18 protein-coding genes are annotated in these 25,387 nt (G+C 70.7%); 12 read left to right on the forward strand and 6 right to left on the reverse strand.

Features of this window, described 5'->3' with window-relative positions; all coding sequences use genetic code 11:
- Positions 1–14 precede the first annotated feature (14 nt).
- The gene (locus tag MXD57_RS27565) at positions 15–2,603 is read left to right on the forward strand and encodes a SpoIIE family protein phosphatase (RefSeq protein ID WP_250404775.1); all 2,589 of its coding nucleotides are present in this window, start codon (positions 15–17) and stop codon (positions 2,601–2,603) included.
- A gap of 87 nt (positions 2,604–2,690) precedes the next feature.
- Here the strand turns inward: MXD57_RS27565 and MXD57_RS27570 are convergent, their stop codons facing one another.
- Entirely contained in the window at positions 2,691–4,124 is a 1,434-nt protein-coding gene (locus MXD57_RS27570) for a hypothetical protein (protein WP_250404776.1), read from the reverse strand.
- Positions 4,125–4,525: 401 nt separating this feature from the next.
- Here MXD57_RS27570 and MXD57_RS27575 point away from each other — a divergent pair, with 401 nt between their 5' ends.
- Positions 4,526–5,794, forward strand: coding sequence for a hypothetical protein (locus MXD57_RS27575; protein ID WP_374114755.1), 1,269 nt, complete (start codon positions 4,526–4,528; stop codon positions 5,792–5,794).
- Positions 5,795–5,807: 13 nt separating this feature from the next.
- Here MXD57_RS27575 and MXD57_RS27580 read toward each other — a convergent pair whose 3' ends face one another.
- The 4 genes from MXD57_RS27580 to MXD57_RS27595 are packed head-to-tail and all read right to left on the reverse strand — an operon-like array spanning position 5,808 to position 9,691.
- Positions 5,808–6,578 carry a succinate dehydrogenase/fumarate reductase iron-sulfur subunit gene (locus tag MXD57_RS27580; RefSeq protein WP_250404780.1) on the reverse strand — a complete coding sequence of 257 codons (771 nt, stop codon included), beginning with the start codon at positions 6,576–6,578 and terminating at the stop codon, positions 5,808–5,810.
- The gene (locus MXD57_RS27585; protein WP_250404783.1) at positions 6,575–8,530 is read right to left on the reverse strand and encodes a fumarate reductase/succinate dehydrogenase flavoprotein subunit; all 1,956 of its coding nucleotides are present in this window, start codon (positions 8,528–8,530) and stop codon (positions 6,575–6,577) included. The genes MXD57_RS27580 and MXD57_RS27585 overlap by 4 nt, the downstream gene beginning before the upstream one ends.
- 23 nt (positions 8,531–8,553) lie before the next feature.
- On the reverse strand, positions 8,554–9,375 hold the full coding sequence (locus tag MXD57_RS27590; RefSeq protein ID WP_250404784.1) for a hypothetical protein: 822 nt from the start codon (positions 9,373–9,375) through the stop codon (positions 8,554–8,556).
- A 25-nt stretch (positions 9,376–9,400) separates the two neighbouring features.
- Positions 9,401–9,691, reverse strand: a complete 291-nt coding sequence (locus tag MXD57_RS27595) for a hypothetical protein (RefSeq protein WP_250404786.1) — start codon at positions 9,689–9,691, stop codon at positions 9,401–9,403.
- 286 nt (positions 9,692–9,977) lie between these two features.
- On the opposite strand from MXD57_RS27595, the gene MXD57_RS27600 reads away from it, so the two are divergent.
- From MXD57_RS27600 to MXD57_RS27630, 7 genes are all read left to right on the forward strand, one after another.
- Positions 9,978–12,149, forward strand: a complete 2,172-nt coding sequence (locus tag MXD57_RS27600; RefSeq protein ID WP_250404788.1) for an ABC transporter family substrate-binding protein — start codon at positions 9,978–9,980, stop codon at positions 12,147–12,149.
- Positions 12,150–12,358: 209 nt separating this feature from the next.
- A complete protein-coding gene (gene typA, locus MXD57_RS27605; protein ID WP_250404790.1) occupies positions 12,359–14,266 on the forward strand; it encodes a translational GTPase TypA in 1,908 nt (635 codons plus the stop codon).
- A 404-nt stretch (positions 14,267–14,670) separates the two neighbouring features.
- Positions 14,671–15,717: an ABC transporter permease gene (locus MXD57_RS27610; protein ID WP_250404792.1), complete on the forward strand. Its 1,047-nt coding sequence runs from the start codon at positions 14,671–14,673 to the stop codon at positions 15,715–15,717.
- A gap of 103 nt (positions 15,718–15,820) precedes the next feature.
- A complete protein-coding gene (locus MXD57_RS27615; RefSeq protein WP_250404794.1) occupies positions 15,821–17,617 on the forward strand; it encodes an ABC transporter substrate-binding protein in 1,797 nt (598 codons plus the stop codon).
- A gap of 99 nt (positions 17,618–17,716) precedes the next feature.
- Positions 17,717–18,694 carry an ABC transporter permease gene (locus MXD57_RS27620; RefSeq protein WP_250404795.1) on the forward strand — a complete coding sequence of 326 codons (978 nt, stop codon included), beginning with the start codon at positions 17,717–17,719 and terminating at the stop codon, positions 18,692–18,694.
- Between the two features lie 15 nt (positions 18,695–18,709).
- Positions 18,710–19,771, forward strand: a complete 1,062-nt coding sequence (locus tag MXD57_RS27625; protein ID WP_250404797.1) for an ABC transporter ATP-binding protein — start codon at positions 18,710–18,712, stop codon at positions 19,769–19,771.
- A gap of 13 nt (positions 19,772–19,784) precedes the next feature.
- Complete coding sequence (locus tag MXD57_RS27630; protein ID WP_250404798.1) at positions 19,785–20,906, forward strand: ABC transporter ATP-binding protein; 1,122 nt, start codon at positions 19,785–19,787, stop codon at positions 20,904–20,906.
- A 94-nt stretch (positions 20,907–21,000) separates the two neighbouring features.
- Here MXD57_RS27630 and MXD57_RS27635 read toward each other — a convergent pair whose 3' ends face one another.
- Complete coding sequence (locus MXD57_RS27635; RefSeq protein ID WP_250404799.1) at positions 21,001–21,741, reverse strand: class I SAM-dependent methyltransferase; 741 nt, start codon at positions 21,739–21,741, stop codon at positions 21,001–21,003.
- 120 nt (positions 21,742–21,861) lie between these two features.
- Here MXD57_RS27635 and MXD57_RS27640 point away from each other — a divergent pair, with 120 nt between their 5' ends.
- From MXD57_RS27640 to MXD57_RS27650, 3 genes are read left to right on the forward strand one after another with little or no spacing between them, the layout of a single operon-like run.
- Positions 21,862–23,484: a peptide ABC transporter substrate-binding protein gene (locus tag MXD57_RS27640; protein ID WP_250404800.1), complete on the forward strand. Its 1,623-nt coding sequence runs from the start codon at positions 21,862–21,864 to the stop codon at positions 23,482–23,484.
- A 6-nt stretch (positions 23,485–23,490) separates the two neighbouring features.
- Complete coding sequence (locus MXD57_RS27645) at positions 23,491–24,414, forward strand: ABC transporter permease (RefSeq protein ID WP_250404801.1); 924 nt, start codon at positions 23,491–23,493, stop codon at positions 24,412–24,414.
- A complete protein-coding gene (locus tag MXD57_RS27650; protein WP_250404803.1) occupies positions 24,407–25,387 on the forward strand; it encodes an ABC transporter permease in 981 nt (326 codons plus the stop codon). Before MXD57_RS27645 ends, MXD57_RS27650 begins: the two co-directional genes overlap by 8 nt.

Genomic DNA, 25,387 nt, shown 5'->3' on the forward strand with positions numbered 1-25,387 from the left:
AGGGGACGGTTCGCGTGAGCGAGATACCAGCGAAGGCCACGGAGTCCGAGGACCCGTCGGACGGCGCTAGTGACCAGGCCGCACGCAACGCGGGCGGCCCGGGCGACGCCATGTGGCAGAGCAGTCCGCCCGGCTCCATCTACGACTACATCAGGGTCGCGTCCTTCTCCATCGGTCCCGGTGGGCTGGTCGACCAGTGGAGCCTGCGGGCCGAGGAGCTCTTCGGCATCCCCGCCGAACGCGCCGTCGGGATGGACCCGATCGAGGCCTTCGTCGACTCCGACCTCCGCGAGCGCAGCCAGCGCAAGATGGCCGAGATCCTCGACGGGCGGGAGTGGACCGGAGCGGTGCCCTTCCGGATGCCGGACGGGCCGGACGGCGCCCCGGGCGAGGAGGGGCTCGCCGAGGTCTACGTCATGCCCACCCGGACCGCCGAGGGCGAGCGGGCCGCCGTCTGCATAGTGGTGGATGTCCGGACCCTGCGCAGCATCGAGACGGACCTCGCCGCCTCGCAGGCGATTTTCGGTCAATCCCCGTTCGGATTCCTGCTGATCGACACCGATCTGGGGATCCGCCGGGCCAACATGCGTTTCGCCTCCATCTTCGGAGGAACCCCGGACGACCACCGCGGCAAGGGAGTTCACGACTACCTGCCGCGTGCCGAGGCGGATCGGGTTTCGGCCACCCTGCGGCGGGTGCTGGAGACCGGTGACTCCATCACCGACATGCACGTGACCGGGTTCGTCCCGGGCTCCGAGGAGCGCCGGCACTGGTCCGTCAACCTCTACCGGGTGCACAGCGGCAGCGGCCGGCCCATCGGCATCGCCTGGCTCGGCACCGACATCACCGCCCGCCGCGCGGCGGCCCGGGAGGCGGCCTCGGCCCGGCGCAACCTCGCCCTGCTCAACGAGGCCGGCGCCCGCATAGGCAACTCCCTCGACCTGGAGACCACGGCCCGCGAACTCCTCGACGTCGTCGTCCCCGGCTTCTGCGACCTCGCCACCGTCGACCTCTACCAGGGGCTGCTCATCGGTGACGAGACCCCGCCGGGCCTCGCCGACGGCAGCGCCGAACTGCGCCGCGTCGCCTTCGCCAGCGCGGTCTCCGACGCCCCCCTCAGCGGCTCCGGCGACGCCGTCGCGGTCGGCGCGGTCCACCACTTCCCTTTCAACTCGGCCTGCGCGGACGCCCTGCGCACCGCCCGGCCGCAGCGTGTGCCGGCCGAGGACGGGGGACTCGTGCAGTCGACGCTGGCCGTGCCGATGGTCGCCCACGACACCGTCGTCGGACTCGCGCGGTTCGCCCGCACGAAGGGCAGCGAGCCGTTCGGCGACCGGGACCGGGACCTCGCGGTCGAACTGGCCGCGCGCGCCGCCGTCTGCATCGACAACGCCCGCCTGTACCGCCGCGAACACGAGCGGGCGCTGATCCTCCAGCGCTCCCTGCTCCCGCCCGGCGATCCGGAGGCGTCCGGTCTCGACATCGCCTGCCGGTACCTGCCCGGGAACGCGGCCACCGAGGTCGGCGGTGACTGGTTCGACGTCATAGAACTCCCCGGTCACCGCACCGCGCTCGTCGTCGGCGACGTCATGGGGCGCGGACTGCGCGCGGCGGTCGCGATGGGCGAACTGCGCACGGCGGTACGCACCCTGGCGCTGCTGGACCTCGAACCGGCCGAGGTGCTCTCCGCGCTGGACGAGATCGCCCGCGGCCTCGGCACCCCCGGGGGTGTCCAGCAGGCCACCCGCGCCGCGCGCCAGCCCCGCGACGCCGACCTCTCCGAGGTCTACCTCGCGACCTGTGTCTACGCCGTCTACGACTCCGTCACCAGGCGCTGCACGTTCGCCAACGCCGGGCACCTGCCGCCCGTCCTGGTGGAGCCCGGGGAAGCGGCCCTGATGCTCGACGTGCCGCCCGGGATGCCGCTCGGGGTCGGCGGCGAACCGTTCGAGGAGGTCGAGGTCGAACTGCCGGAGGGCGCGCTGCTCGCCCTCTACACGGACGGACTGGTCGAGTCCCGCGACCACCCCCTCGACGAGGGGCTCCAGGCCTTCGTGGGGGCGCTCACCGACCCCGCCCGGCCCCTGGAGGACGTCTGCGACCACGTCCTGAACACCCTCGACACGCACCACGGCGAGGACGACATCGCGCTGCTGATGGCCCGGGTCCAGGGGCTGCCCGTGGAGTCCGTCGGCGACTGGACGCTGCCGCGCGAGCCGCGCAGCGTGGGACGGGCCCGCGAGTACGCCCGGACGCAGTTGGTCGGCTGGGGTCTCGAACCGCTGGTCGACACGGCGGAACTGCTGGTCAGTGAGCTGGTGACGAACGCGCTGCGCTACGGGGAGGGCGAGATCAGGCTGCGGCTGCTGCTGGACCGGACCCTGGTGTGCGAGGTGTGGGACTCCGGTCTGGTGCAGCCGCGGCGGCGCCGGGCCCGGGACACGGACGAGGGAGGCCGCGGTCTGCAACTCGTCGGGCTGCTCAGCGCGGCCTGGGGCTCGCGGCGCACGCCACGCGGCAAGACGGTGTGGTTCGAACTCCCTCTCCCCGGCGGTGAAACCGGCCTGACCGATCCGGCGGAGGCCCTGCTCAGCCTCTTCTGAGACCCCGACCCACCCGTCGCGACGGGCAGGTCGGCGAACGGGGCCGGCGTACCCTCCGCCACCGCGGGCGCGTGCCGCCGGGCGGACTCACGGCAGGTGGCGGCGGGAGCGGGTCAGGGGGCCGCCGAAGCTCGCCGGGGGGCCGCCGTCCGGGTCCTCGGCCAGGAGGACGCCACCGAGGACGGCGCCGGTCAGGCCGGCGCCACGGCCGTCGGCGAACGGGTTCCCACGGATGCCGACGTCCCGCTCGGCCAGTTCCCGGGCCTGCCCGGCGAGCACGTCCGCCTCGGTGCCCGCGTCCAGGGCCCGTACCGCCTGCGCCAGCCGGGCCCGTGCCGGTGCGCCCACCGCCCCCCGGTGCACGGCGACGAAGTCCTCGGCGGTGTCGACCGAGCCGCGCGACACGAGCAGCCCGGCGGCCTCCAGCACCCCGGACCGCCCCGCCTCCAGACGCTCCACGGCCCGGGTGATCCGCCGCAGCGCGTCCAGCGGGTCGTACGGGCCGCCGGTCAGCTCGGCGCGCACCGCGGCCGGCGCGGCGTCGGCGTGCGCGAGCCGGGCCCGCAGCTCGCCGCCGGTCAGGGAGCCGCGCCCGCCTCCCTTGCGCACCCCGGCGATCTCCGCCTCCGCGCCGGTCAGCGCGGCCGGCACCAGCGCGGCCGCCTCCCGCAGCCGGGTCGCGAGGCGTTCCACTCCGCCCACCAGGATCCCGGCCTGGGTGATGCCCCCCTCGGCGGCGCGCAACTGCCGGGCGGCCCGCGGCAGCTCGCCCGCGTCGGCGGCCTGCCGGGCCTCGTTGAGCCGCTCGGTGGCGAACACCAGCCGGTCCTTGGCCTGTTCGACGAACCCGGTGACGGGTGCGCCCGCCGAGGGCGCGTACCGCTCCCGCAGCCCGGCCGCCGTCGCCTGCGCCGCCGCCGTCCGCGCGGCCAGCTCCCGGAACCGGTCCTCCGCGATCCGGAGTGCCGCGGTCACCCCGTGCTCCAGCCCGCGCAACCGGTCCAGGTCCGCGGCCCGCGCGTCCAGCCGCCGTCCCGCCTCCGCGCACCGTCCGACCACCCCCGCCAGTGCCTGCCGCCGGGCCGTCGCGTCCTCCGGGAGCCCCTCCTCGTACCGCCGCCACATGGCGAACGCGGCCGACAGCTCGGTCTCCGCGGCCCGCAGGGCGTGCACGAACGGCTCCACCGCCTCCGCTCCGAACAACTCCTCGACGTAGGAGAGTTCCTCCCTGCTGCCGCGCACGCAGTCGTCGGCCAGTACCAGCGCGGCGCGGGCCTGCCGCTCGCTCTCGGCCGGGGTGGGCACGGGCGGCGCCGCCGGCACCACGCCCGGTGTGGTGCGGGTCCGGGCCCGCCGGGTGCGCCGCAGATACCCGTAACCGGCCAGCACCCCGGCGGCGCCGAGGGCGGCGAGCGGCAGCACGAGGTCGGTCGTCGAGGTCTCGTCCTGGCGTGGTGCGGCGGAGCCGGCGACCGGTCCGTTCGGGGCGGCGGGAACCGGATCACCGCTCCCCATCGTCATCACTGGCACCATCGACAACCCGGTCCCCACGAGTGCGCCGGCCGCGACGAGCGCCACGCGCACCCGTATGGGTGCCCGGCTGCGCCGGGATCGGCCGGAGATCGGGGAGGACGTCACATTTCGGAGCGTATGGGCAGGTAGGCGCCCGCGCGAGTGGGGCGGACACGGCTGGGGGAACACGAGGACAGGGGGTCGGGATGGACAGGGAACGGCACGACCGGGAGGCGGAACCGGACCGGGGGGCACCGCGAGGGCGGGCCCCCGAGGCCTCGCCCGCACCGGCCGCGGCCCAGTCCGCACCCGCCGAGGACCGGCCCGCGTCCGCAGATGAGCAGGCCGTGTCCGCGGAGGACCGGCCGGTGTCCGCGGGTGAGCAGGCCGTGTCCGCGGCGGACGAGTCCGTGTCCGCGGATGAGCAACCCGCACCCGCCGGCGAGCAACCCCCTTCCGCCGAGGCCCAGCCCGGACCCGGCGGAGAGGCACCCGCGCCGGCCGACGCCCAGCCCGTACCCGAGGCCCGGCCCGGACCCGGCGGAGAGGCACCCGCGCCGGCCGACGCCCAGCCCGTACCCGACGCCCAGCCCGGATCCGGCGGAGAGGCACCCGCACCGGCCGACGCCCAGCCCGTACCCGACGCCCAGCCCGGACCCGGCCGCGGCCGGAACCCCAGGCGCCGACGCCTGCGCCGCGTCCTGCTGGCGCTCCTCCTCGTCCTGACCCTGCCCCTGCTCGCCGCCGAGACGGGCCTTCGCGCCAACTACTCCGGAACTCCGGCACCCGGCACCCTCACCCGTGACAAGGACGCCCTCTGGCTGGGGCACGCCTGGGTGGACGGGCGCAAGACCGACGCGGACGTCGAGGCCCTCGCCGACCGCCTGCGGGGCACCGGCATCCGCGACCTGTACGTCCACTCCGGCCCCTTGGAGCACGACGGCACGCTCCCGAAGTCGGCCTACGAGCGGGCGGGTTGGCTGACGGCGGCCGTGCACCGGGAACTGCCCGGCGTCCGGGTCCAGGCCTGGCTCGGCGACGTGCTGGCCAGCGAGGGCCCCGACGGGCTGCGCCTGGAGCGCCCCGCCACCCGCGCGGCGATCGTCGAATCGGCCCGGGCCGTCCTCGCCGCCGGTTTCGAGGGTGCCCACTTCGACCTGGAGCCCCTCCACTCCGGCGACCGCGACTACCTCTCCCTCCTCGACGACCTGCGCGCCCTCACCCGCGCCCGGCACGCCCTGCTCTCCGTCGCCGCCCACCAGATCGACCCGCTGCCCGGGTTCCACTCCTTCTGGGCCACGACCACCGGCCACCCCAAGTGGTGGTCGCAGGCCTACTTCGGGCAGGTGGCCCGCCGCGTGGACCAGATCGCCGTGATGTCGTACGACACCATGCAGCCGATGCCGAGCCTGTACGGCGGCTATGTGGCCCAGCAGACCAGCCTCGCCCTGGAGGTCACGCCCAGGTCCACCGACCTGCTCATGGGCCTGCCCTTCTACCACGAGAACCGATTCGGCCACTGGGCCCACGCCGAGACCGTCCCGGCGGCCGTCCGCGGCGTCCGGCTCGGCCTGTCCCGCACCGACGCCGGCCGGACCCGCTTCGGCGTCGCCCTGTACGTCGACTTCGCGGCCACCGAGGACGACTGGACCGCGTACCGCAGGGACTGGGTGCGGTGACGGCGGCGGCCCGCTACGAGGAGCGCCTCCTGATCCTCGAACCCAGCCACACCAGCGGGTCGTACTTGCGGTCGACGGCGCGTTCCTTCAGGGGGATCAGAGCGTTGTCCGTGATCCGGATGCCCTCCGGGCAGACCTCCGTGCAGCACTTGGTGATGTTGCAGTAGCCGAGGCCGTGCTCGTCCTGGGCCGCGCGCCCGCGGTCCAGGCCCTTCTCGGCGGCCGCGTCCAGCGGGTGCATGTCCAGCTCCGCGATGCGCATCAGGAAGCGCGGGCCGGCGTACGCCCGCTTGTTCTCCTCGTGGTCGCGTACGACGTGACAGACGTCCTGGCACAGGAAGCACTCGATGCACTTGCGGAACTCCTGCGAGCGCTCCACGTCCTCCTGCGACATGCGGTACTCGCCGGGGGCGAGACCGGCCGGCGGCACGAACGCCGGGACCTCCCTGGCCTTGCGGTAGTTGTAGCCGACGTCCGTCACCAGGTCCCGGACCACGGGGAAGGCCCGCAGCGGGGTGATGGAGACGGTCTCGTCCCGGTCGAACACCGACATGCGCGTCATGCACATCAGCCGGGGCCGCCCGTTGATCTCCGCCGAGCAGGAACCGCACTTGCCCGCCTTGCAGTTCCAGCGCACCGCGAGATCCGGGGCCTGGGTGGCCTGGAGGCGGTGCACGATGTCGAGCACCACCTCGCCGTCGTTGACCTCGACCGTGAAGTCCGCCAGGCCACCGCCGCTCGCATCGCCCCGCCACACCTGGAAGCGGGCCTCGTAGCTGCTCACTCGTACAGCTCCTCCTCGGCGAGGTACTTGACCAGCTCCTCCTTCTCGAAGAGGGCGAGCAGGTCCGGGCGGACTGGTTCGGTGGTCTCCCGGGTGAGCCGGATCTGCCCCCGGGCGGGATCGGTGCCGGCGAGGGTGCCGCCGGGGTCGGCGAGCGCGCACAGCAGGTTCACGTTGCGCCAGCCGCGGTCCATGGCGGGGTGGTCCTCACGGGTGTGGCCGCCGCGAGACTCGGTGCGTTCCAGCGCGGCCCGTGCCACGCACTCGCTGACCAGCAGCATGTTCCTGAGGTCGAGGGCCAGGTGCCAGCCCGGGTTGAACTGGCGGTGCCCCTCGACGCCGGCCCGCCGCGCCCGCACCCGCAGTTCGGCCAGCCTGTGCAGGGCCTGCTCCATCTCGCCCTCCCGGCGGATGATGCCGACCAGGTCGTTCATCGTCTGCTGGAGCTCCTGGTGCAGGGTGTACGGGTTCTCCGGCGGGCCCGCCTCGCCCTCCGTCCGCGCGGAGAACGGGCGCAGGGCCTCCGCGGACGCCGTGTTGACCTGGGCGTCGTCGACCCGCGGGCGCCGGTCCGCCAGTCCCCGCGCGTACTGCGCCGCGTGCCAGCCGGCCCGGCGCCCGAACACCAGCAGGTCGGAGAGCGAGTTGCCGCCGAGCCGGTTGGAGCCGTGCATGCCGCCGGCGACCTCACCGGCAGCGAACAGCCCCGGCACCCCGCGTGCCGCCGCGGTGTCGGACTCGACGGCGATGCCCCCCATCACGTAGTGGCAGGTCGGCCCGACCTCCATCGCCTCCGCCGTGATGTCGACGTCCGCCAGTTCCTTGAACTGGTGGTACATCGACGGCAGCCGGCGCCGGACCACCTCCGCGGGCATCCGCGTGGACACGTCCAGGAAGACCCCGCCGTGCGGCGAGCCGCGGCCCTCCTTCACCTCGGCGTTGATCGCCCGGGCCACCTCGTCGCGGGGCAGCAGCTCGGGGGGCCGGCGGTTGTGTTCGGGGTCGTCGTACCACCGGTCGGCCTCCTCCTCCGACTCGGCGTACTTCTCCTTGAACACGTCCGGGACGTAGTCGAACATGAACCGCTTGTTCTCGGAGTTGCGCAGCACGCCGCCGTCGCCGCGTACCGACTCGGTGACGAGGATGCCCTTGACCGACGGCGGCCAGACCATGCCCGTCGGATGGAACTGCACGAACTCCATGTTCAGCAGCGGCGCCCCGGCCAGCAGCGCGAGGGCGTGCCCGTCACCGGTGTACTCCCACGAGTTCGAGGTGACCTTGAACGACTTGCCGATCCCGCCGGTCGCGACGACCACGGCGGGGGCCTCGAGGACGAAGAACCGTCCGGTCTCGCGCTCGTAGCCGAAGACTCCGCCGACCCGGCCCGCGGCGGAGCCGCCCTCGGACGCGGTGTCCTTGAGGATCCGTGTGACCGTGCACTCCTGGAACACCTTCAGCCGCGCCTCGTGGTCCCCGGTCCGCTCGGCGTCCTCCTGCTGGAGCGAGACGATCTTCTGCTGCAGGGTGCGGATCAGCTCCAGGCCGGTGCGGTCGCCGACGTGCGCGAGCCGCGGGTACTCGTGGCCGCCGAAGTTGCGCTGCGAGATCCGGCCGTCCTTCGTCCGGTCGAACAGCGCGCCCCAGGTCTCCAGCTCCCACACCCGGTCCGGGGCCTCCCGGGCGTGCAGCTCGGCCATCCGCCACTGGTTCAGGAACTTCCCGCCGCGCATCGTGTCGCGGAAGTGGACCTGCCAGCTGTCGTGCTCGTTGGCGTTGGCCATCGCCGCCGCGATGCCGCCCTCGGCCATCACGGTGTGCGCCTTGCCGAACAGCGACTTGCAGATCACCGCCGTACGGGCGCCCCGCTCGCGCGCCTCGATCGCGGCGCGCAGCCCGGCGCCCCCGGCACCGACCACGACGACGTCCCACTCCTGCCGGTCGACCACGGACATCAATCAGTCCCTCACTGGAGTCACTAGAAGAAGCGCGGATCGTCGAAGACGCCGGACGCGACGAGATAGACGTAGAAGTCGGCGAGCGCCACGCTCACCAGGGACGCCCAGGCGAGCAGCATGTGATGGGCGTTCAGCCGCCCGACGAACTGCCAGGCGCGGTAGCGGACGGGATGCCGGGAGAAGTGCCGGAGCTTGCCGCCGACGATGTGCCGGCAGGAGTGGCAGGAGATCGTGTACGCCCAGATCAGCACGATGTTGGCCAGGAACACCAGGGTGCCCAGGCCCATGTGGCCCCAGTGGTAGTACGGGTCCCGGAAGGCCAGCACGGTGTCGTAGGTGAGCACGCCGGCGACCAGCAGGGCGGCGTAGAAGAAGTAGCGGTGGACGTTCTGCAGGATCAGTGGGAAGCGGGTCTCGCCGGTGTACCCGCGGTGCGGCTCGGCCACCGCGCAGGCGGGCGGGGACGCCCAGAAGCTGCGGTAGTACGCCTTGCGGTAGTAGTAGCAGGTCAGGCGGAAGCCGAGAGGGAAGATCAGGATGATGATCGCCGGGGAGAGTGCCCACCAGCTCCCGAAGACCTCCGCGTTCGGCCCGGCGCGCATGGTGCGGCAGTTCTCCGCCAGGCAGGGCGAGTAGAACGGGGAGACGTACGGCGCCGCGTAGTAGTGCGCGTTGGAGAACGCCCGCCAGGTCGAGTAGACGACGAAGGCGAGCAGACCGGCCGCGGTGACGGCGGGTGCCAGCCACCAGCGGTCGGTCCGCAGATGCGGCGCGGCGATCGCGGCGCGCGTACGGCCGCGTACGCCACCGCTGTCCGGTTGGGATTCCGTACCAGTAGCCAAGACGGGACTCCGGTCGGTTCGGGGTTCAGGGAGCGTGCCGGTCGCGGGCGCCCAGACCCTCGTCGTCCGAGTCCGTCCACAGGCTGATGTCGTACGGGGTGTCGGAGATGGTGACGAGGTCGGGCCGGTTCGGGGCCGACGGGTGGTCCACCGCCTCGCGCAGCAGCCGCAGGCTGTCACGCAGATGGTCGGCGTCCATCCGGACCCGGCGCATCTCCAGGCCACCGCTGCCGAGCTGCTGCTCCAGGCGTCCGACGGACCGGTGCAGGTCGTCGAGGCAGCGCTGGACGGTTGTCAGTTCGTCGTGCACGGACATGACTTGCCCTCACTTCCGCGGGTCTGCGGGCCTTGGGCGGCGACGTTCATGCGCCTTGGAGTGTTGCGCGTCACGCCTGGTGCTGTGAAGAGATGTGCACCGATTGGCCGAGGCCTGTGGACGCCCATTCGGTGTGTTGCGCCGCACGGGTGGGGTTCGTGCCCGTCGCCGCCGTGTCGCCCGCTGCTGCCGGATCCTTTCCTCTTCAGTGGGTGCATAGATCTGATCAGCTCCATATACCGCCAAAAGTGATCATAACGCCCGCGGCTTCCTGGAGGTAGCAGAGATGTCCCACCACTGCGTCGGCCTGCGCGCGGTCCTGCGCCCGGCCGCCTTCCTCACCGCGGGCGCCCTAGCGGTGCCGCTCCTGGCCGGCTGCGGTTCGGACGAGGAGGCGAGCCGCCCCCTGGCCGGGCAGGACATCGGCCTGGTCGCCCGTGACAAGGTCACCGAGGGCGGCACGCTGAAATGGGCCGTGGACGCCGTACCGGAGACCCTGAACGCCTACCAGGCCGACGCCGACGCGGGCACCACGCGCGTCGCGCAGGCGGTGCTGCCGTCGATGTTCCGGACCGACGCGAACGGCCGGCCGGAGGCGAACCCCGCCTATCTGGAGTCAGCCAAGGTCATCGAGACCGAGCCGCGCCAGGTCGTGCTGTACAAGCTGAACCAGCAGGCGGTGTGGAGCGACGGCCGGGAGATCGGTGCCGCCGACTTCGCGGCCCAGTGGCGCGCCCTGTCCGGCAAGGACAGCGCCTACTGGACCGCCCGCAACGCCGGCTACGACCGCATCGAGAAGATCGAGCGCGGCTCCGGCGACCTCCAGGTCCGGGTCACCTTCTCCCGCCCCTACGCCGACTGGAAGTCGCTGTTCTCCCCGCTGTACCCGAAGGACGTCACGGGCACCCCGGACGCCTTCAACGACGGGGCGCGCCGGAAGCTGGACGTCACCGCGGGCCCCTTCAAGGTGGAGAAGGTCGACACTGCCCAGAAGGACGTCGTCCTCACCCGCAACCCGCGCTGGTGGGGCAGCCCCGCGAAGCTGAACGAGCTCGTGCTGCACGCGGTGGACCGCGACAAGCGGGCGTCGGCGCTCGCCGACGGGACCGTGCAGATCGCCGACATCGACGCCGCCGACGCCGCGCGGATCAAGGCGGCCTCCGGCTCGGGCGGCTCCCCGCTGCAGGGCGGCGGCAAGACCTCCGCCAGCAAGCTGCGGTCCTGGGCGCTGGCGCACGGCTTCGACGCCGAGCAGGTGAAGGTCGGCAGGAAGAAGCTGCGCAAGGCGATCACCCGGTACCTGGAGCAGCAGGAGGAACTGCGCGCCTTCGGCGTCCGCAAGTCGCTGGAGCCCGCGTACACCCAGCTCGCCCTCAACGGTGCCGGGGGCACGCTCGGCGACGAGCGGGTCCGCCGGGCCGTCGCGCGGGCCCTGGACCGCGAGGAGCTCGCCAAGGTCGTGCTGACCCCGCTCGGCCTGCCGGCCGTGCCGGTCGGCAGCCACCTCGCCCTGTCCGGGCAGGACGCCTACGCCGACGGCAGCGGTGCGCTGGGCGGTCCGGACGTCAAGGAGGCGCAGGCGCTGCTCGCGGAGGCCGGCTGGGTGGCCGGCGGACCGGTGAAGGAGCAGAAGCCGGCCGAGAAGGCGGCCGGCGCCGAGCACGGCAAGGGCGACGAGGAGAAGAAGTCCGACGGCGGCAAGGACGGCGAGTACATCGTCGGCGAGGACGACAAGGCCAAGCGGCAGGAGCCGGCCGAGGAGCGGCGGGAGAAGGGCGACGAGGGCGGCAAGCACCTCGCCCGGGACGGCCGGCAGTACACCGGCGGCGCGCCGGGCGCCTACGCCCCGCAGGGCACCGCCGCCCCGGCCGGCACCGCGACCGCGCCGCTGGCCAAGGACGGCAAGGCGCTCGACCTGCGATTCGTGCTTCCCTCCGGGCCGGGGTCGCAGACGCTCGACACCGTCGCCGCCCGGATCTCGGCGATGCTGGCGAAGGTCGGCATCGGTACGACGATCACCAAGGTCTCGGACGAGAGCTACTTCAAGGACCACATCGCCTCCGGCGACTACGACCTCGCCCTGTACTCGTGGCCGTCCTCCGCCTTCCCCGCCACCGACGCCCGGCCGATCTACGGCAAGCCGATCCCGGCCGCCGACGGCTCGGTCAACATCGAGCAGAACTACACCCGGGTCGGCACCGACCAGGTCGACCAGCTCTTCGACCAGGCCGCGGCGACGCTGGACGAGGACGAGGCGCGCGACCTGATCCGCAAGGCGGACTCCCGCATCTGGGCCGCGGCCGCCTCCATCCCCCTCTTCCAGCGGCCCGAACTGGTCGGCGTGCGCAAGGACGTGGTCAACGCGGGCGCGTTCGGTTTCCGGACGCCGGTCTACGAGGACATGGGCTTCCTGAAGAAGGGGGCGAAGATCGCCCCAGGCCCGACCGCCTCGAAGTGAGGCCCGGCCCGTCCGGCGGGTGAACCGGAGTCCGTCCGGAAGGTGGGGCCGAGACGTCCGGCACCCGGCCTATGTGGCCCTGCGGAGGCCGTCACCCGCAGGGCCACGTACCATGGGGTGAGGCCGTGGCGTGTCCAGCCCGGCAGGGCCCGCGCATCAGCAAGACGTCCGCGCAGGGCCGTCCTCATACTCCGGGAGAACGCCGCAATATGGCCACGCGCCACGACATCCGCAACGTCGCCATCGTCGCCCACGTCGACCACGGCAAGACCACCATCGTCGACGGCATGCTGAAGCAGGCCGGCGCGTTCGCCGCCCACCAGCTCGACCAGGTGGACGACCGGGTCATGGACTCGAACGACCTGGAGCGTGAGAAGGGCATCACGATCCTCGCCAAGAACACGGCGGTCAGGTACCACCCCAAGGACGGCGGGGACCCGATCACCATCAACATCATCGACACCCCCGGCCACGCCGACTTCGGTGGTGAGGTCGAGCGCGGCCTGTCGATGGTCGACGGCGTGGTGCTTCTGGTCGACGCCTCCGAGGGCCCGCTGCCGCAGACCCGCTTCGTCCTGCGCAAGGCCCTCCAGCAGCGCCTGCCCGTCATCCTGTGCATCAACAAGACGGACCGCCCGGACTCCCGGATCGACGAGGTCGTCAACGAGACGTACGACCTGTTCCTGGACCTGGACGCGGACGAGGACCAGATCGAGTTCCCGATCGTCTACGCCTGCGGCCGCGACGGCGTCGCCTCGCTGACCAAGCCGGACGACGGCACGGTCCCGGCCGACAGCGACAGCCTGGAGCCGTTCTTCTCCACCATCCTGGAGCACATCCCGGCCCCGACCTTCGACGAGGCCGCCCCGCTCCAGGCCCACGTCACCAACCTCGACGCCGACAACTTCCTCGGCCGCATCGCGCTGCTCCGCGTCGAGCAGGGTGAGCTGCGCAAGGGCCAGACGGTCGCGTGGATCAAGCGTGACGGGTCCGTAAGCAACGTCCGCATCTCCGAGCTGATGATGACCGAGGCGCTCACCCGCAAGCCGGCGGAGATGGCCGGCCCCGGTGACATCTGCGCCGTCGCCGGCATCCCGGACATCATGATCGGTGAGACCCTCGCCGACACCGAGAACCCGATCCCGCTCCCGCTGATCACGGTCGACGAGCCCGCGATCTCCATGGTCATCGGTACGAACACCTCGCCGCTGGTCGGCCGTGGCGGCACCGGCAAGGGCGCCGACGCGAAGTCGGCCGTCAAGGACCGCAAGGTCACCGCCCGCCAGGTCAAGGACCGCCTCGACCGCGAGCTGATCGGCAACGTCTCGCTGCGCGTCCTGGAGACCGAGCGTCCGGACGCCTGGGAGGTTCAGGGCCGCGGTGAGCTGGCGCTCGCCATCCTGGTCGAGCAGATGCGCCGCGAGGGCTTCGAGCTGACCATCGGCAAGCCCCAGGTCGTCACCAAGGAGGTCGACGGCAAGGTCTACGAGCCGGTCGAGCGCATGACCATCGACGTGCCCGAGGAGCACATGGGTGCCGTCACCCAGCTCATGGGCGTCCGCAAGGGCCGGATGGACAACATGTCCAACCACGGCTCGGGCTGGGTCCGCATGGAGTTCGTGGTGCCCTCGCGCGGTCTCATCGGCTTCCGTACCGAGTTCCTGACCCAGACCCGCGGCACCGGCATCGGCCACTCCATCCACGAGGGCCACGAGCCCTGGTTCGGCACGCTGCAGACCCGCAACAACGGCTCGCTGGTCGCCGACCGGGCCGGTGCCGTCACCGCCTTCGCGATGACGAACCTGCAGGAGCGCGGCGTGCTGTTCGTGGAGCCCGGCACCGAGGTGTACGAGGGCATGATCGTCGGCGAGAACTCCCGCTCCGACGACATGGACGTCAACATCACCAAGGAGAAGAAGCTCACCAACATGCGGTCCTCGACGGCCGACGTGGCCGAGTCGATCGTGCCGCCGCGCAAGCTGTCGCTGGAGCAGTCCCTGGAGTTCTGCCGCGACGACGAGTGCGTCGAGGTGACCCCGGAGGCGGTTCGCATCCGCAAGGTGAACCTGGACGCCCGCGAGCGCGCCCGCGCCGCGAGCCGCGCCAAGCACGGCTGACGCCGGCGCCCCGAGCCCGCAGAACCCGGCCCCCCGCCGCCAGGGGGGCCGGGCTTTCGGCATGTATGTCCGGACTCGCGTGGATAGCGTCGCTCGTGACCGGTTCACCCGGACAGACGCCGGTACCGAGTGTTCGAATACCGGGGACAGGCGCGTCAAGTTTCGGACATGTAACGAAAAAAAAGTAACGCGCTGTCCGATTTGCCGAGAACTCGCTTGAAGTGTCAAGCGCGCACAGGTGTCGATCTCTGCAATTTTTGCTCAAAATATTGACGGTAGGGAGATCCCTATGTCTTCCGCCCTTGACGCGCGTTGAACGCATTGGCGAAAGTTCCCCCAAACCGCAGAACTCTCCGGTATCTGCGCTGCGCTCAGCTCTCCAACCCCCCGGGGGAAGAACTCACATGTCCAGTCCTGCCAAGGCTGAAGGCTCCGGGCCGTCGGTTGCCCTGGAGCCCGAACTCGAGCCGGTTCCTGAGCCCGCCAAGGGCGAGACCACGCTCGAGGGTCGCTCTCCCGGTCAGTTGATGTGGCAGCGCTTCAAGCGTGACCGTACCGGTGTCGTCTGCGCGGCGACAGTGATTTTGTACTTCGTCATCGCGCTGGCCGCGCCCCTGCTGACGAAGCTCAGCGGCACGGACCCGTACACCCTGTACGGCCAGGACCCGACCTACCAGGACTCGCCGGTCCTCGACGACTTCGGCCTGCCGCTCGGCTACTTCGGCGGCCTGTCCGGCTCGCACTGGTTCGGCGTCGAGCCGCAGTACGGCCGCGACGTGTTCGCGATGCTGGTGTACGGCATGCGCACCTCGCTGTTCATGGCGGTGGGCATCACGGTCCTGATGATGGTGACGGGCATCGTCCTCGGTCTGATCGGCGGCTACTTCGGCGGCCGGACCGACTACTGGATCGGCCGCGTCACCGACTTCTTCCTCGCCTTCCCGCAGCAGCTCTTCTTCATCGCCTTCATGCCCGTGGTGACCGCGTTCTTCGTGGACCCGCGTGAGGAGACGCCCACGTACCTCCGTGCCGTGGCGATGCTCATCGTGCTCTGGCTCCTCGGCTGGATGGGCATGGCCCGTCTGGTGCGCTCGACCGTGCTGTCGCTGCGCGAGCGCGAGTTCGTGGAGGCCGCCAAGGTCTCCGGCGCCTCGCCCTGGCGGATCGTCCGCAAGGAGATCCTGCCGAACGTGGTGACGCCCATCCTGGTGCAGTTCACGTACACGCTGCCCAGCACCATCCTCACCATCGCGTTCCTGTCCTTCGCCGGTGTCGGCTTCGTCGAGCCGACACCGGACTGGGGAAGGCTGTTCGCCAACGGTGCCAAGTACACCGAGCAGGACCCGGCGTTCCTCTTCTTCCCCGGTCTCGCCTTGGTGATCTTCGTCCTTGCCTTCAACCTCCTCGGAGACTCGGTACGGGACGCTTTCGACCCCAAGTCCGGGCGGTAGATCGTCCGCTTGTGGGGGGATGACTGCCACCCCCGGAGTCGGCCTACCAGCCGCGTCAGGCAGTACTCATGGATAACAACCGACAGGTAGGTGCATTCGCCTCATGAAGTCGTTCAGCTCGCGCAGAGCGCAGGCCATCGTCGTCGCCTTCGCGGCCGGCTCCCTCGTGCTCACCGGATGCTCCGAGAACAAGGGCTCCGACACCGGCGCGAACTCCAAGAAGGACCAGCAGGAAGCCTCGGTCCAGTCGAAGGCGGTCACCTACGCCGACGCCGCCGGCTCCACCGGCCCGGCCGAGGACATCGCCGGCGCCGAGAGCGGCGGCACCATCACCGTGTACCAGGAGGCGGGCCTCTCCCACCTGGACCCGGGGCAGATCTACGTCTCCGACGCCGGTCAGGTCGCCAACCTGCTCTTCCGTCGCCTGACCCAGTTCCAGGAGGACGACAAGGGCAACGTCTCGGTCGTGGGTGACCTCGCGACCGACTCGGGCAAGTCGTCGGACGGCGGCAAGACCTGGACGTTCACCCTCAAGGACGACGTCAAGGACGCCAAGGGCAACGTCATCACGTCCGCCGACGTCCGCCACTCCGTCGAGCGCCTGTACGCGAAGTTCATCTTCGACGGCCCGACCTACCTGCAGAACTGGCTGAGCGGCGCCAAGTACCGCGACGCGCTGCCGAAGGGCGGCTTCGACGGCAAGCACCTGCCGAAGTCCGTCCTGGACACCCCGGACGACAAGACCGTCATCTTCCACTTCGACACGCCGCGCCAGGACCTGCCGCAGACGCTGGCCATGGCCGGCTACGCGATCGTCCCGGCCAAGGACGACACGAAGGAGAAGTACGACACGGCCCCGGTCGCCACCGGCCCGTACAAGATCAAGTCGTACAAGAACGGCAAGTCCCTGGTGCTCGTCAAGAACACCAACTGGGACCCGAAGACCGACTCCGTGCGCCACCAGTACGTGGACGGCTTCAACTTCCAGTTCGGCGTCACCGAGTCGACCCAGACCAAGCGTCTGATCGCCGACCAGGGCGGCGACAAGAACGCCATCCAGTTCACCGGCGGCGTCGAGGCCACGCAGATCCAGGACGTCATCAAGAACCCGTCGGTCAACAAGCGCACGGTCAAGGGCTACCAGCCCTACGTGATGCAGCTGACCTTCAACCTGGACCGCGTGAAGAACCTCAAGGTCCGCCAGGCCGTCACCTACGCGCTGAACTCCAAGTCGCTCATCGCCGGTGAGGGCGGTGTCTACGGCGGCGACGTGGCCCCGAACTACTTCGCCCCGACCCTCCCGGGCTACGAGGCCGGCTACGACCCCTACGGCCGTCTGAAGACGCCGCAGGGCAACATCGCCAAGGCCAAGGAGCTCCTCAAGGACGTCCCGGCGGCCGAGAAGAAGGTCGTCTTCGCCTACGGCAACACCGAGAACGGCCAGAAGCGCAAGGTCGCCATCGAGGACGCGCTCTCCAAGGTCGGCTTCGACGTCGTCTCCAAGGAGGTCGACGCCGCGAGCTACTACGAGCAGATCGGCAAGCTGAAGAACCCGTACGACATGTACGTCACGGGCTGGGGCCAGGACTGGCCGTCGCCGTCCACGGTCATCACCCCGATCTACGACGGTGACCAGGTCTCCGACGGTGCGTCGAACTACTCGCACGTCAACGACCCGAAGGTCCAGGAGCTGATCAAGAAGGCGCTGAACCAGAAGCCCGAGGAGGCCGCGGCCACCTGGAAGGAGGCGCAGCACTACCTGCTGGAGAAGGTCGTTCCGGCGGCTCCGCTGTGGTACACCAAGCAGTTCCAGCTCTCGGGTTCCAACGTGGGCGGCACCCGCTACAGCTCGGTGTCGAGCCTCCTCGACATCAACCACCTGTTCCTGAAGAAGTCGTAACTCTCTACGGCTGAACGCGGGGACGCGCACCAGGCGGAGCGCGTCCCCGCACCTCCGTGAAACCTCCCACTCGACTCCGCAGAGAGCAGCCCTCCCGCCATGCTTCAGTTCATCATCCGGCGCACGGTCGGTGCCGTCGTCACCCTGTTCCTCATCGGCGCCGTCACGTTCTTCCTGTTCGTTGCCGCGCCCTCCGACTACGCCTCCCTGGCCTGTGGCAAGGACTGCTCTCCTCAGCGGCTGGAGGACATCCGCCAGGCCCTCGGCCTCAACCTGCCCATCACCCAGCAGTTCTGGGACTTCATGTCCGGCATCTTCGTCGGCCGTGACTTCCCGACCGGTCACTGCACCGCCCCGTGCCTCGGCCAGTCGTTCTACTCGGGCGAGATGGTCTGGTCGACGATCATGGACCGCTTCCCGACCACGCTGACGCTCACCGCCGGCGGTGCGGTCGTCTTCCTCGTGGTCGGCGTGGGGGCCGGCATGATCGCCGCCTACCGGCGCGGCTCCGTGGTCGACAAGGTCGCCACCAGTGCCTCGATGGTGCTCAGCTCGTTCCAGATCTACCTCCTCGGCCCGATCGTCCTGTGGATCTTCGTCTACAGCACGGGCTGGATGGAGAACCCCGGGTACGTCCCCATCACCCAGGACCCCTGGGGCTGGTTCGTCGGCATGCTGCTGCCGACCCTGGTGATGGCCACGATCTTCACCGCGCAGTACACCCGTATGGCGCGCTCCTCGATGATCGAGCAGCTCGCCGAGGAGCACGTGCGCACCGCCCGCGCCAAGGGCATGTCGCGCAAGTACGTCTTCTTCCGCTACGCCTGGCGTGGCGCGCTCATCCCGATCGTGACCGTCCTCGGCATCGACCTGAGCAGCATGCTCGGCGGCGCCGTCGTCACCGAGCTGACCTTCTCCCTGCAGGGCATCGGCCGCCTGGCCGTGGACGGCGCGATCCACAAGGACCTCCCCATGACCATGGGCGTCATGCTGTTCGGTGCCTTCTTCATCCTGATCTTCAACATCCTCACCGACATCGCGTACGCCTGGATCGACCCGCGCGTCCGGCTCTCCTAGGAAGAACGAACCACCGTGACCACACTGACCAAGACCGAGGACGCGTCGGCCCCGACCGGTCCGGAGAGCTTCCTCTCGGTGCGCGATCTGAAGGTGCAGTTCTCCACCGAGGACGGCATCGTCAAGGCGGTCGACGGCCTCTCCTTCGACGTCGAGCGCGGCAAGACCCTGGGCATCGTCGGCGAGTCCGGCTCCGGCAAGTCCGTCACCAACCTGACGATCCTGGGCCTGCACAACCCGCGGACCTCGACCATCGACGGCGAGATCGTGCTCGACGGCAAGGAACTCGTCACCGCCGGTGAGCGGGAGCTCGAGCGGCTCCGCGGCAACAAGATGGCGATGATCTTCCAGGACCCGCTGACCGCGCTGTCGCCGTTCTACACGGTGGGCCGCCAGCTCTCCGAGCCGTTCATGAAGCACCGCGGCGCCTCCAGGAAGGAGGCCAGGGACCGGGCCATCCAGATGCTGGAGAAGGTCGGCATCCCGCAGCCCAAGGTCCGCTTCGACGACTACCCGCACCAGTTCTCCGGCGGTATGCGCCAGCGCGCGATGATCGCCATGGCGCTGATGTGCGACCCCGAGCTGCTGATCGCCGACGAGCCGACCACCGCGCTCGACGTGACCGTGCAGGCGCAGATCCTCGACCTGCTGAAGGACCTCCAGCAGGAGTTCGGCTCCGCGATCATCTTCATCACCCACGACCTCGGCGTCATCTCCCACATGGCCGACGACCTGCTGGTGATGTACGCGGGCCGGGCCGTGGAGCGCGGCACCGTCCGCGAGGTGCTGCACGAGCCGAAGCACCCCTACACCTGGGGTCTGCTCAGCTCGATGCCGCGCCTGGACAGCGACCTCGACCAGCACCTGACGCCGATCCCCGGCAGCCCGCCCTCGCTGCTCAACCCGCCCGCCGGGTGCCGTTTCCACCCGCGCTGCGCGTTCAAGGAAGAGGTGCAGGGCAACCTCTGCTCGGAGGTGCGGCCGCCGCTGGGCGACGGTCGCGCGGCCGCGTGCCACCTCACGGCCGAGCAGAAGCAGACCATCTTCATCGACAAGATCCAGCCCCGGCTGCGCTAGGGAGAACTGAGACATGAGCGACAACCTCACCCTCCCCGCACCGCAGGGCACCTCCGGCACCCCGGCGGACGCGCTTCTCGAGGTCAAGGGCCTCACGAAGCACTTCCCGATCTACGGCGGCTTCCCGATCAAGCGCCGGGTCGGCGCGGTGCAGGCCGTCGACGGCATCGACCTGACGGTCGGCGTCGGCGAGAGCGTCGGCCTGGTCGGCGAGTCGGGCTGCGGCAAGTCGACCACGGGCCGGCTCATCACCCGGCTGCTGGAGCCGACCGCGGGCTCGATCACCTATGCCGGGCAGGACATCACGCACGCCTCGCGCCGGCAGATCGCGCCGGTGCGGTCCGAGATCCAGATGATCTTCCAGGACCCGTACTCGTCGCTGAACCCGCGGCAGACCGTCGGCTCGATCATCAAGTCGCCGATGGAGGTCAACGGGATCGAGCCGGAGGGCGGCCGGGAGAAGAAGGTCCGGGAGCTGCTGGAGCTCGTCGGCCTGAACCCGGAGCACTACAACCGCTTCCCGCACGAGTTCTCCGGCGGTCAGCGTCAGCGCATCGGCGTCGCCCGAGCGCTGGCCCTGAACCCGAAGCTGATCGTGGCCGACGAGCCGGTCTCCGCGCTCGACGTCTCCATCCAGGCGCAGGTGGTGAACCTGCTCCAGGAGGTCCAGCGGGAACTGGGCATCGCCTTCCTGTTCATCGCCCACGACCTCGCCGTGGTGCGGCACTTCTCGCAGCGCGTCGCGGTGATGTACCTCGGCAAGGTCGTCGAGGTCGGTGACCGCGAGTCGATCTACAACCGGCCCCGTCACCCCTACACGCACGCCCTGCTGTCGGCCGTGCCGGAGGTCGGTGTCGACTCGGAGGCCGCGGACCGCGAGCGCATCCGGCTCTCCGGCGACGTCCCCTCGCCGATCCACCCGCCGTCCGGCTGCCGCTTCCGCACCCGGTGCTGGAAGGCGCAGGACAAGTGCGCGACGGAGGAGCCGCCGCTGGTGCAGCTCTCCGGCAACGGCGACGGCCACCTGACGGCCTGCCACTTCCCGGAGGACCCGACGACCGGGTCCCGTGGCGACGACATCGTCATGGACCCGGCGCTGATGGCCATGGAGGAGGGGGACACCCCGGAGGCCTAGGACCCTCGTCCGGTCCGGTCCGGCCCGGTCCGGACCGGGGTGCGGGGCCGGGGGCCGCGGGCACGGCCCCCCTGCCCGACCGGCGCGGCGGGCCCTAGGACGCCGCCCGGGCCACGGTGATGATCTCGGGTCCGGCGGGGGTCAGCGGCCCCCGCCGCCAGTCCCCGTAGCGCTCGGCGACGGTCAGCCCGGCCTCGCCGAGGAAGCCGTCCAGGGCGTCGGTGCCGAGGAACCGCAGGGTGCTGCGGCACACCAGCGGCCGGTCCCACCGCGCGCCCGCATAGGTCTCCGTGAATCCGAGCCGGTCCCCGACGGGGGCCGGCTCGGCGTCGTGCCACACCTGCACGAGGCCGCCGTCCCCGTCGGGGATCTCGTGCACCTTCTCCGGCGTCCAGCGTTCCCAGACGCGGGCCGCCGGGTTCCGTGTCTCGAAGGCGAACCGGCCGCCGTCGGCGAGCGCCCGCCGCACCCCGCGCAGACAACCGCGCACGTCCTCGTCGCCGAGCAGTTCCTGGAAGGCGTGACCGGTCATCACGACCAGGTCGAAGGCCCCGTCCCAGCCGTGCGTCGTGAGGTCCCCGAGCACCCATTCGCCCGTCGGCTCCGCCCGCCGGGCCTGGACGAGCATGGCGGCGGCCGGATCCAGGCCGGTGAGCCGGCCCCGGTGCCCCGCCTCCCGGGCGGCACGCAGCAGCCGGCCGGTCCCGCAGCCGACGTCCAGGACCGCCTCCGCCTCCATGACGAGCCCCAGGTAGAAGTCGTCGTCGGGACCCCAGGCGTTCAACTTGTCATACAGCGAAGCCAGTTCCATGTCGGCGAATACGCGATCGACCATGCCGTGAGTCTGCCTGCTGATCCGCCGATCAGTAAGGGGATCAGGGAATCCGCCGCGAGGTGTGCGTTTATATGGCTTTTCTTGTGATATGCCTGATCGGGTATCAGGAGGAGGTGCCGGATGCGCGCAGCCGGGTACGCCCGACGGATCGCGGGCGCGGTGGTGCTGGCCCTCGCCGCGACGGCCTGCGGGGGCGGCGCCGGCAGCGCGGGCGGCGCCGGGGTGCTGACCTCCTCCTGGGGCGACCCGCAGAACCCGCTGGAGCCGGCCAACACCAACGAGGTGCAGGGCGGCAAGGTGCTCGACATGATCTTCCGGGGCCTGAAGCGCTACGACCCGAGGACCGGCCAGGCGAAGAACATGCTCGCCGAGAGCATCGAGACCACGGACTCCACGAACTTCACGGTCACGGTCAAGGACGGCTGGACCTTCTCCAACGGCGAGAAGGTGACCGCCAGGTCCTTCGTGGACGCCTGGAACTACGGGGCCGGCCTGCGCAACAACCAGAAGAACGCGTACTTCTTCGGCTACATCGAGGGCTACGACAAGGTCCACCCCGACAGCGGCAGGCAGAGCGCGCAGACCCTGTCGGGACTCCGGGTCACCGGCCCGCGGACCTTCACCGTCAGGCTCAACCAGAAGTTCTCCGGCTTCCCCGACACCCTCGGCTACGTCGCCTTCGCCCCGCTCCCGCGGACGTTCTTCACCGACCACGCGGCCTGGGTGAGCAAGCCGGTCGGCAACGGGCCGTACCGGGTCCGGTCCTACACCAAGGGCTCCGCGATGGCCCTGGAGAAGTGGGACGCCTACCCGGGCCCGGACCGGGCCCGCAACGAGGGCGTCAGCCTGCTGGTCTACACGGACAACAACACCGCGTACACCGACGTGCTGGCCGGCAACCTCGACCTGGTGGACGACGTGCCCGCCACCCAGCTCAAGAACGTGGACACCGACCTCGACGGCCGGTACATCAACACCCCGGCCGGCATCCTGCAGACCCTCGCCTTCCCGTTCTACGACCGCAGGTGGAACACCGACGGAGCCCGGAAGGTGCGCACGGGCCTGTCCATGGCCATCGACCGCGCGCAGATCACCCGGACCCTCTTCCGCGGCACCCGCACCCCGGCCACCGACTGGACGTCCCCGGTCCTCGGCGCGGAGGGCGGCTACCGGTCCGGTCTGTGCGGCCACGCCTGCGACTACGACCCCGCCGGCGCCAGGAGGCTGATCGAGGAGGGGGGCGGGATTCCCGGCGGGCAGCTGAAGATCACCTACAACGCGGACTCGGGCTCGCACAAGCAGTGGGTGGACGCCGTCTGCCACTCCATCGACAACGCCCTGGGCGACGACCGTGCCTGCGTCGGCAACCCGATCGGCACCTTCGCCGACTTCCGCAACCAGATCTCCCGGCACAAGATGCCCGGTCCCTTTCGGGCCGGCTGGCAGATGGACTACCCGTTGATCCAGAACTTCCTGCAGCCGCTGTACTACACGGGAGCCTCGTCCAACGACGGCACATGGTCGAACAAGCAGTTCGACCGTTTCGTCGACCGGGCCAACGCCGAGACCGGCACCGCCCGCTCGGTCGCGCTCTTCCAGCAGGCGGAGGAGGTGGTGCGGGACAACATGGCCGCGATCCCCCTGTGGTACCAGAACGGCAGCGCCGGCTACTCCGCCCGCCTGTCCCACGTCGCGCTCAACCCCTTCAGCGTCCCGGTCTACAACGAGATCAAGGTCGGCTGAGCCGGCATGGGGCGGTACGTGGTCAGGCGTCTGCTGCAGATGGTCCCGGTGTTCGTCGGGGCCACACTGCTGATCTTCCTGATGGTGAACGTCATGGGCGACCCCGTCGCCGGCCTGTGCGGCGAGCGGAGCTGCGACCCGGCGACGGCGGCCCAGCTCAAGAGGGAGTTCGGCCTCGACAAGCCCCTCTGGCAGCAGTACCTGACCTACATGGGCAACGTCTTCACCGGGGACTTCGGAACGGCGTTCAACGGCCAGCCGGTCACCGAGCTGATGGCGACGGCGTTCCCGGTCACCATCCGGCTGACGATCGTCGCGATCCTCTTCGAGATCGTCGTCGGCATCGCCCTGGGCGTGGTCACGGGACTGCGGCGGGGGCGCCCGGTCGACACCTCGGTGCTCGTCGTCACCCTCGTGGTCATCGCCGTACCCACCTTCGTCACCGGCCTGCTGCTCCAGTTGCTGCTGGGCGTCGAGTGGGGCTGGATCAAACCCTCCGTCTCCCCGGCCGCGACCTTCGACGAGCTGATCGTGCCCGGACTGGTCCTCGCCTCCGTCTCCCTCGCCTACGTCACCCGGCTGACCCGCACCTCCATCGCCGAGAACAAGCGGGCCGACTACGTGCGCACGGCCGTCGCCAAGGGCCTGCCCCGGCACCGGGTGATCACCCGGCACCTGCTGCGCAACTCCCTCATCCCCGTGGTCACCTTCATCGGCGCCGACATCGGGGCGCTGATGGGCGGCGCCATCGTCACCGAGCGGATCTTCAACATCCACGGCGTCGGCTACCAGCTCTACCAGGGCATCCTGCGGCAGAACACCCAGACGGTGGTGGGCTTCGTGACCGTGCTCGTGCTGGTCTTCCTGGTCGCCAACCTGCTCGTGGACCTCCTGTACGCCGTACTCGACCCGAGGATCCGCTATGCCTGAGCAGCGACGGGAGCAGGACGGAGCGATCGCGGGCACCGGCATGGGAGGTGCCATGGACCTCGCGGCGAGTGAGGCGACCGCACTGGAGCGGACCGGGGGCGGCCCCGAGGGCGGGCCGGACCCCGGCAGGCCGCGCTCGCTGTGGTCCGACGCCTGGCGGGACCTGCGCCGCGACCCGGTCTTCCTGGTCTCCGCCCTCGTCATCCTCTTCCTGGTCCTCATCTCCCTGTGGCCCTCGGTGATCGCCCCCGGCAGCCCGCTGAGCTGCGACCTGGCCAAGGCCCAGGACGGCCCCGGCCCCGGCGCCCCCTTCGGGTACGACGGCCAGGGCTGCAACGTCTACACCCGGACCGTGTACGGCGCCCGCACGTCCGTCACGGTCGGCGTCTGCGCCACGCTCGGGGTGGCGCTGCTCGGGTCGGTGCTGGGGGCCCTGGCCGGGTTCTTCGGCGGGGTGTGGGACTCGGTGCTCTCCCGGGGCACCGACATCTTCTTCGCCATCCCGGTCGTCCTCGGCGGTCTCGTCCTGCTCTCCGTGGTCAGCAGCAACACGGTCTGGCCGGTCATCGGGTTCATGGTGCTGCTGGGCTGGCCGCAGGTCTCCCGGATCGCGCGCGGCTCGGTCATCACCGTCCGGCAGAACGACTACGTCCAGGCGGCCCGCGCCCTCGGCGCCTCCCACTCCCGGATCCTGCTGCGGCACATCGCCCCGAACGCCGTCGCCCCGGTCATCGTCGTCGCGACCATCGCGCTCGGCACGTACATCGCGCTCGAGGCGACCCTGTCCTACCTCGGCGTCGGCCTCAAGCCGCCCAGCGTCTCCTGGGGCATCGACATCTCCGCCGCCTCGCCCTACGTCCGCAACGCCCCGCACGCGCTGCTGTGGCCCGCGGGCGCCCTCGCCGTCACGGTCCTGGCCTTCATCATGCTCGGCGACGCCGTGCGCGACGCCCTCGATCCGAAGCTGAGGTGA

It is taken from the genome of Streptomyces cellostaticus (genome assembly GCF_023630175.1).
GTDB classification, from domain to species: Bacteria; Actinomycetota; Actinomycetes; order Streptomycetales; family Streptomycetaceae; genus Streptomyces; species Streptomyces cellostaticus_A.

Bases quoted from the DNA above. Each gene is read 5' to 3' on its own strand.
- MXD57_RS27615 (WP_250404794.1), top strand. From the start codon at position 15,821: ATGAAGTCGTTCAGCTCGCGCAGAGCGCAGGCCATCGTCGTCGCCTTC.
- MXD57_RS27595 (WP_250404786.1), bottom strand. From the start codon at position 9,691: ATGTCCGTGCACGACGAACTGACAACCGTCCAGCGCTGCCTCGACGAC.
- MXD57_RS27645 (WP_250404801.1), top strand. From the start codon at position 23,491: ATGGGGCGGTACGTGGTCAGGCGTCTGCTGCAGATGGTCCCGGTGTTC.
- MXD57_RS27620 (WP_250404795.1), top strand. From the start codon at position 17,717: ATGCTTCAGTTCATCATCCGGCGCACGGTCGGTGCCGTCGTCACCCTG.
- MXD57_RS27600 (WP_250404788.1), top strand. From the start codon at position 9,978: ATGTCCCACCACTGCGTCGGCCTGCGCGCGGTCCTGCGCCCGGCCGCC.
- MXD57_RS27610 (WP_250404792.1), top strand. From the start codon at position 14,671: ATGTCCAGTCCTGCCAAGGCTGAAGGCTCCGGGCCGTCGGTTGCCCTG.
- MXD57_RS27570 (WP_250404776.1), bottom strand. From the start codon at position 4,124: ATGACGATGGGGAGCGGTGATCCGGTTCCCGCCGCCCCGAACGGACCG.
- MXD57_RS27635 (WP_250404799.1), bottom strand. From the start codon at position 21,741: ATGGTCGATCGCGTATTCGCCGACATGGAACTGGCTTCGCTGTATGAC.
- MXD57_RS27585 (WP_250404783.1), bottom strand. From the start codon at position 8,530: ATGTCCGTGGTCGACCGGCAGGAGTGGGACGTCGTCGTGGTCGGTGCC.
- typA (WP_250404790.1), top strand. From the start codon at position 12,359: ATGGCCACGCGCCACGACATCCGCAACGTCGCCATCGTCGCCCACGTC.
- MXD57_RS27650 (WP_250404803.1), top strand. From the start codon at position 24,407: ATGCCTGAGCAGCGACGGGAGCAGGACGGAGCGATCGCGGGCACCGGC.
- MXD57_RS27640 (WP_250404800.1), top strand. From the start codon at position 21,862: ATGCGCGCAGCCGGGTACGCCCGACGGATCGCGGGCGCGGTGGTGCTG.
- MXD57_RS27630 (WP_250404798.1), top strand. From the start codon at position 19,785: ATGAGCGACAACCTCACCCTCCCCGCACCGCAGGGCACCTCCGGCACC.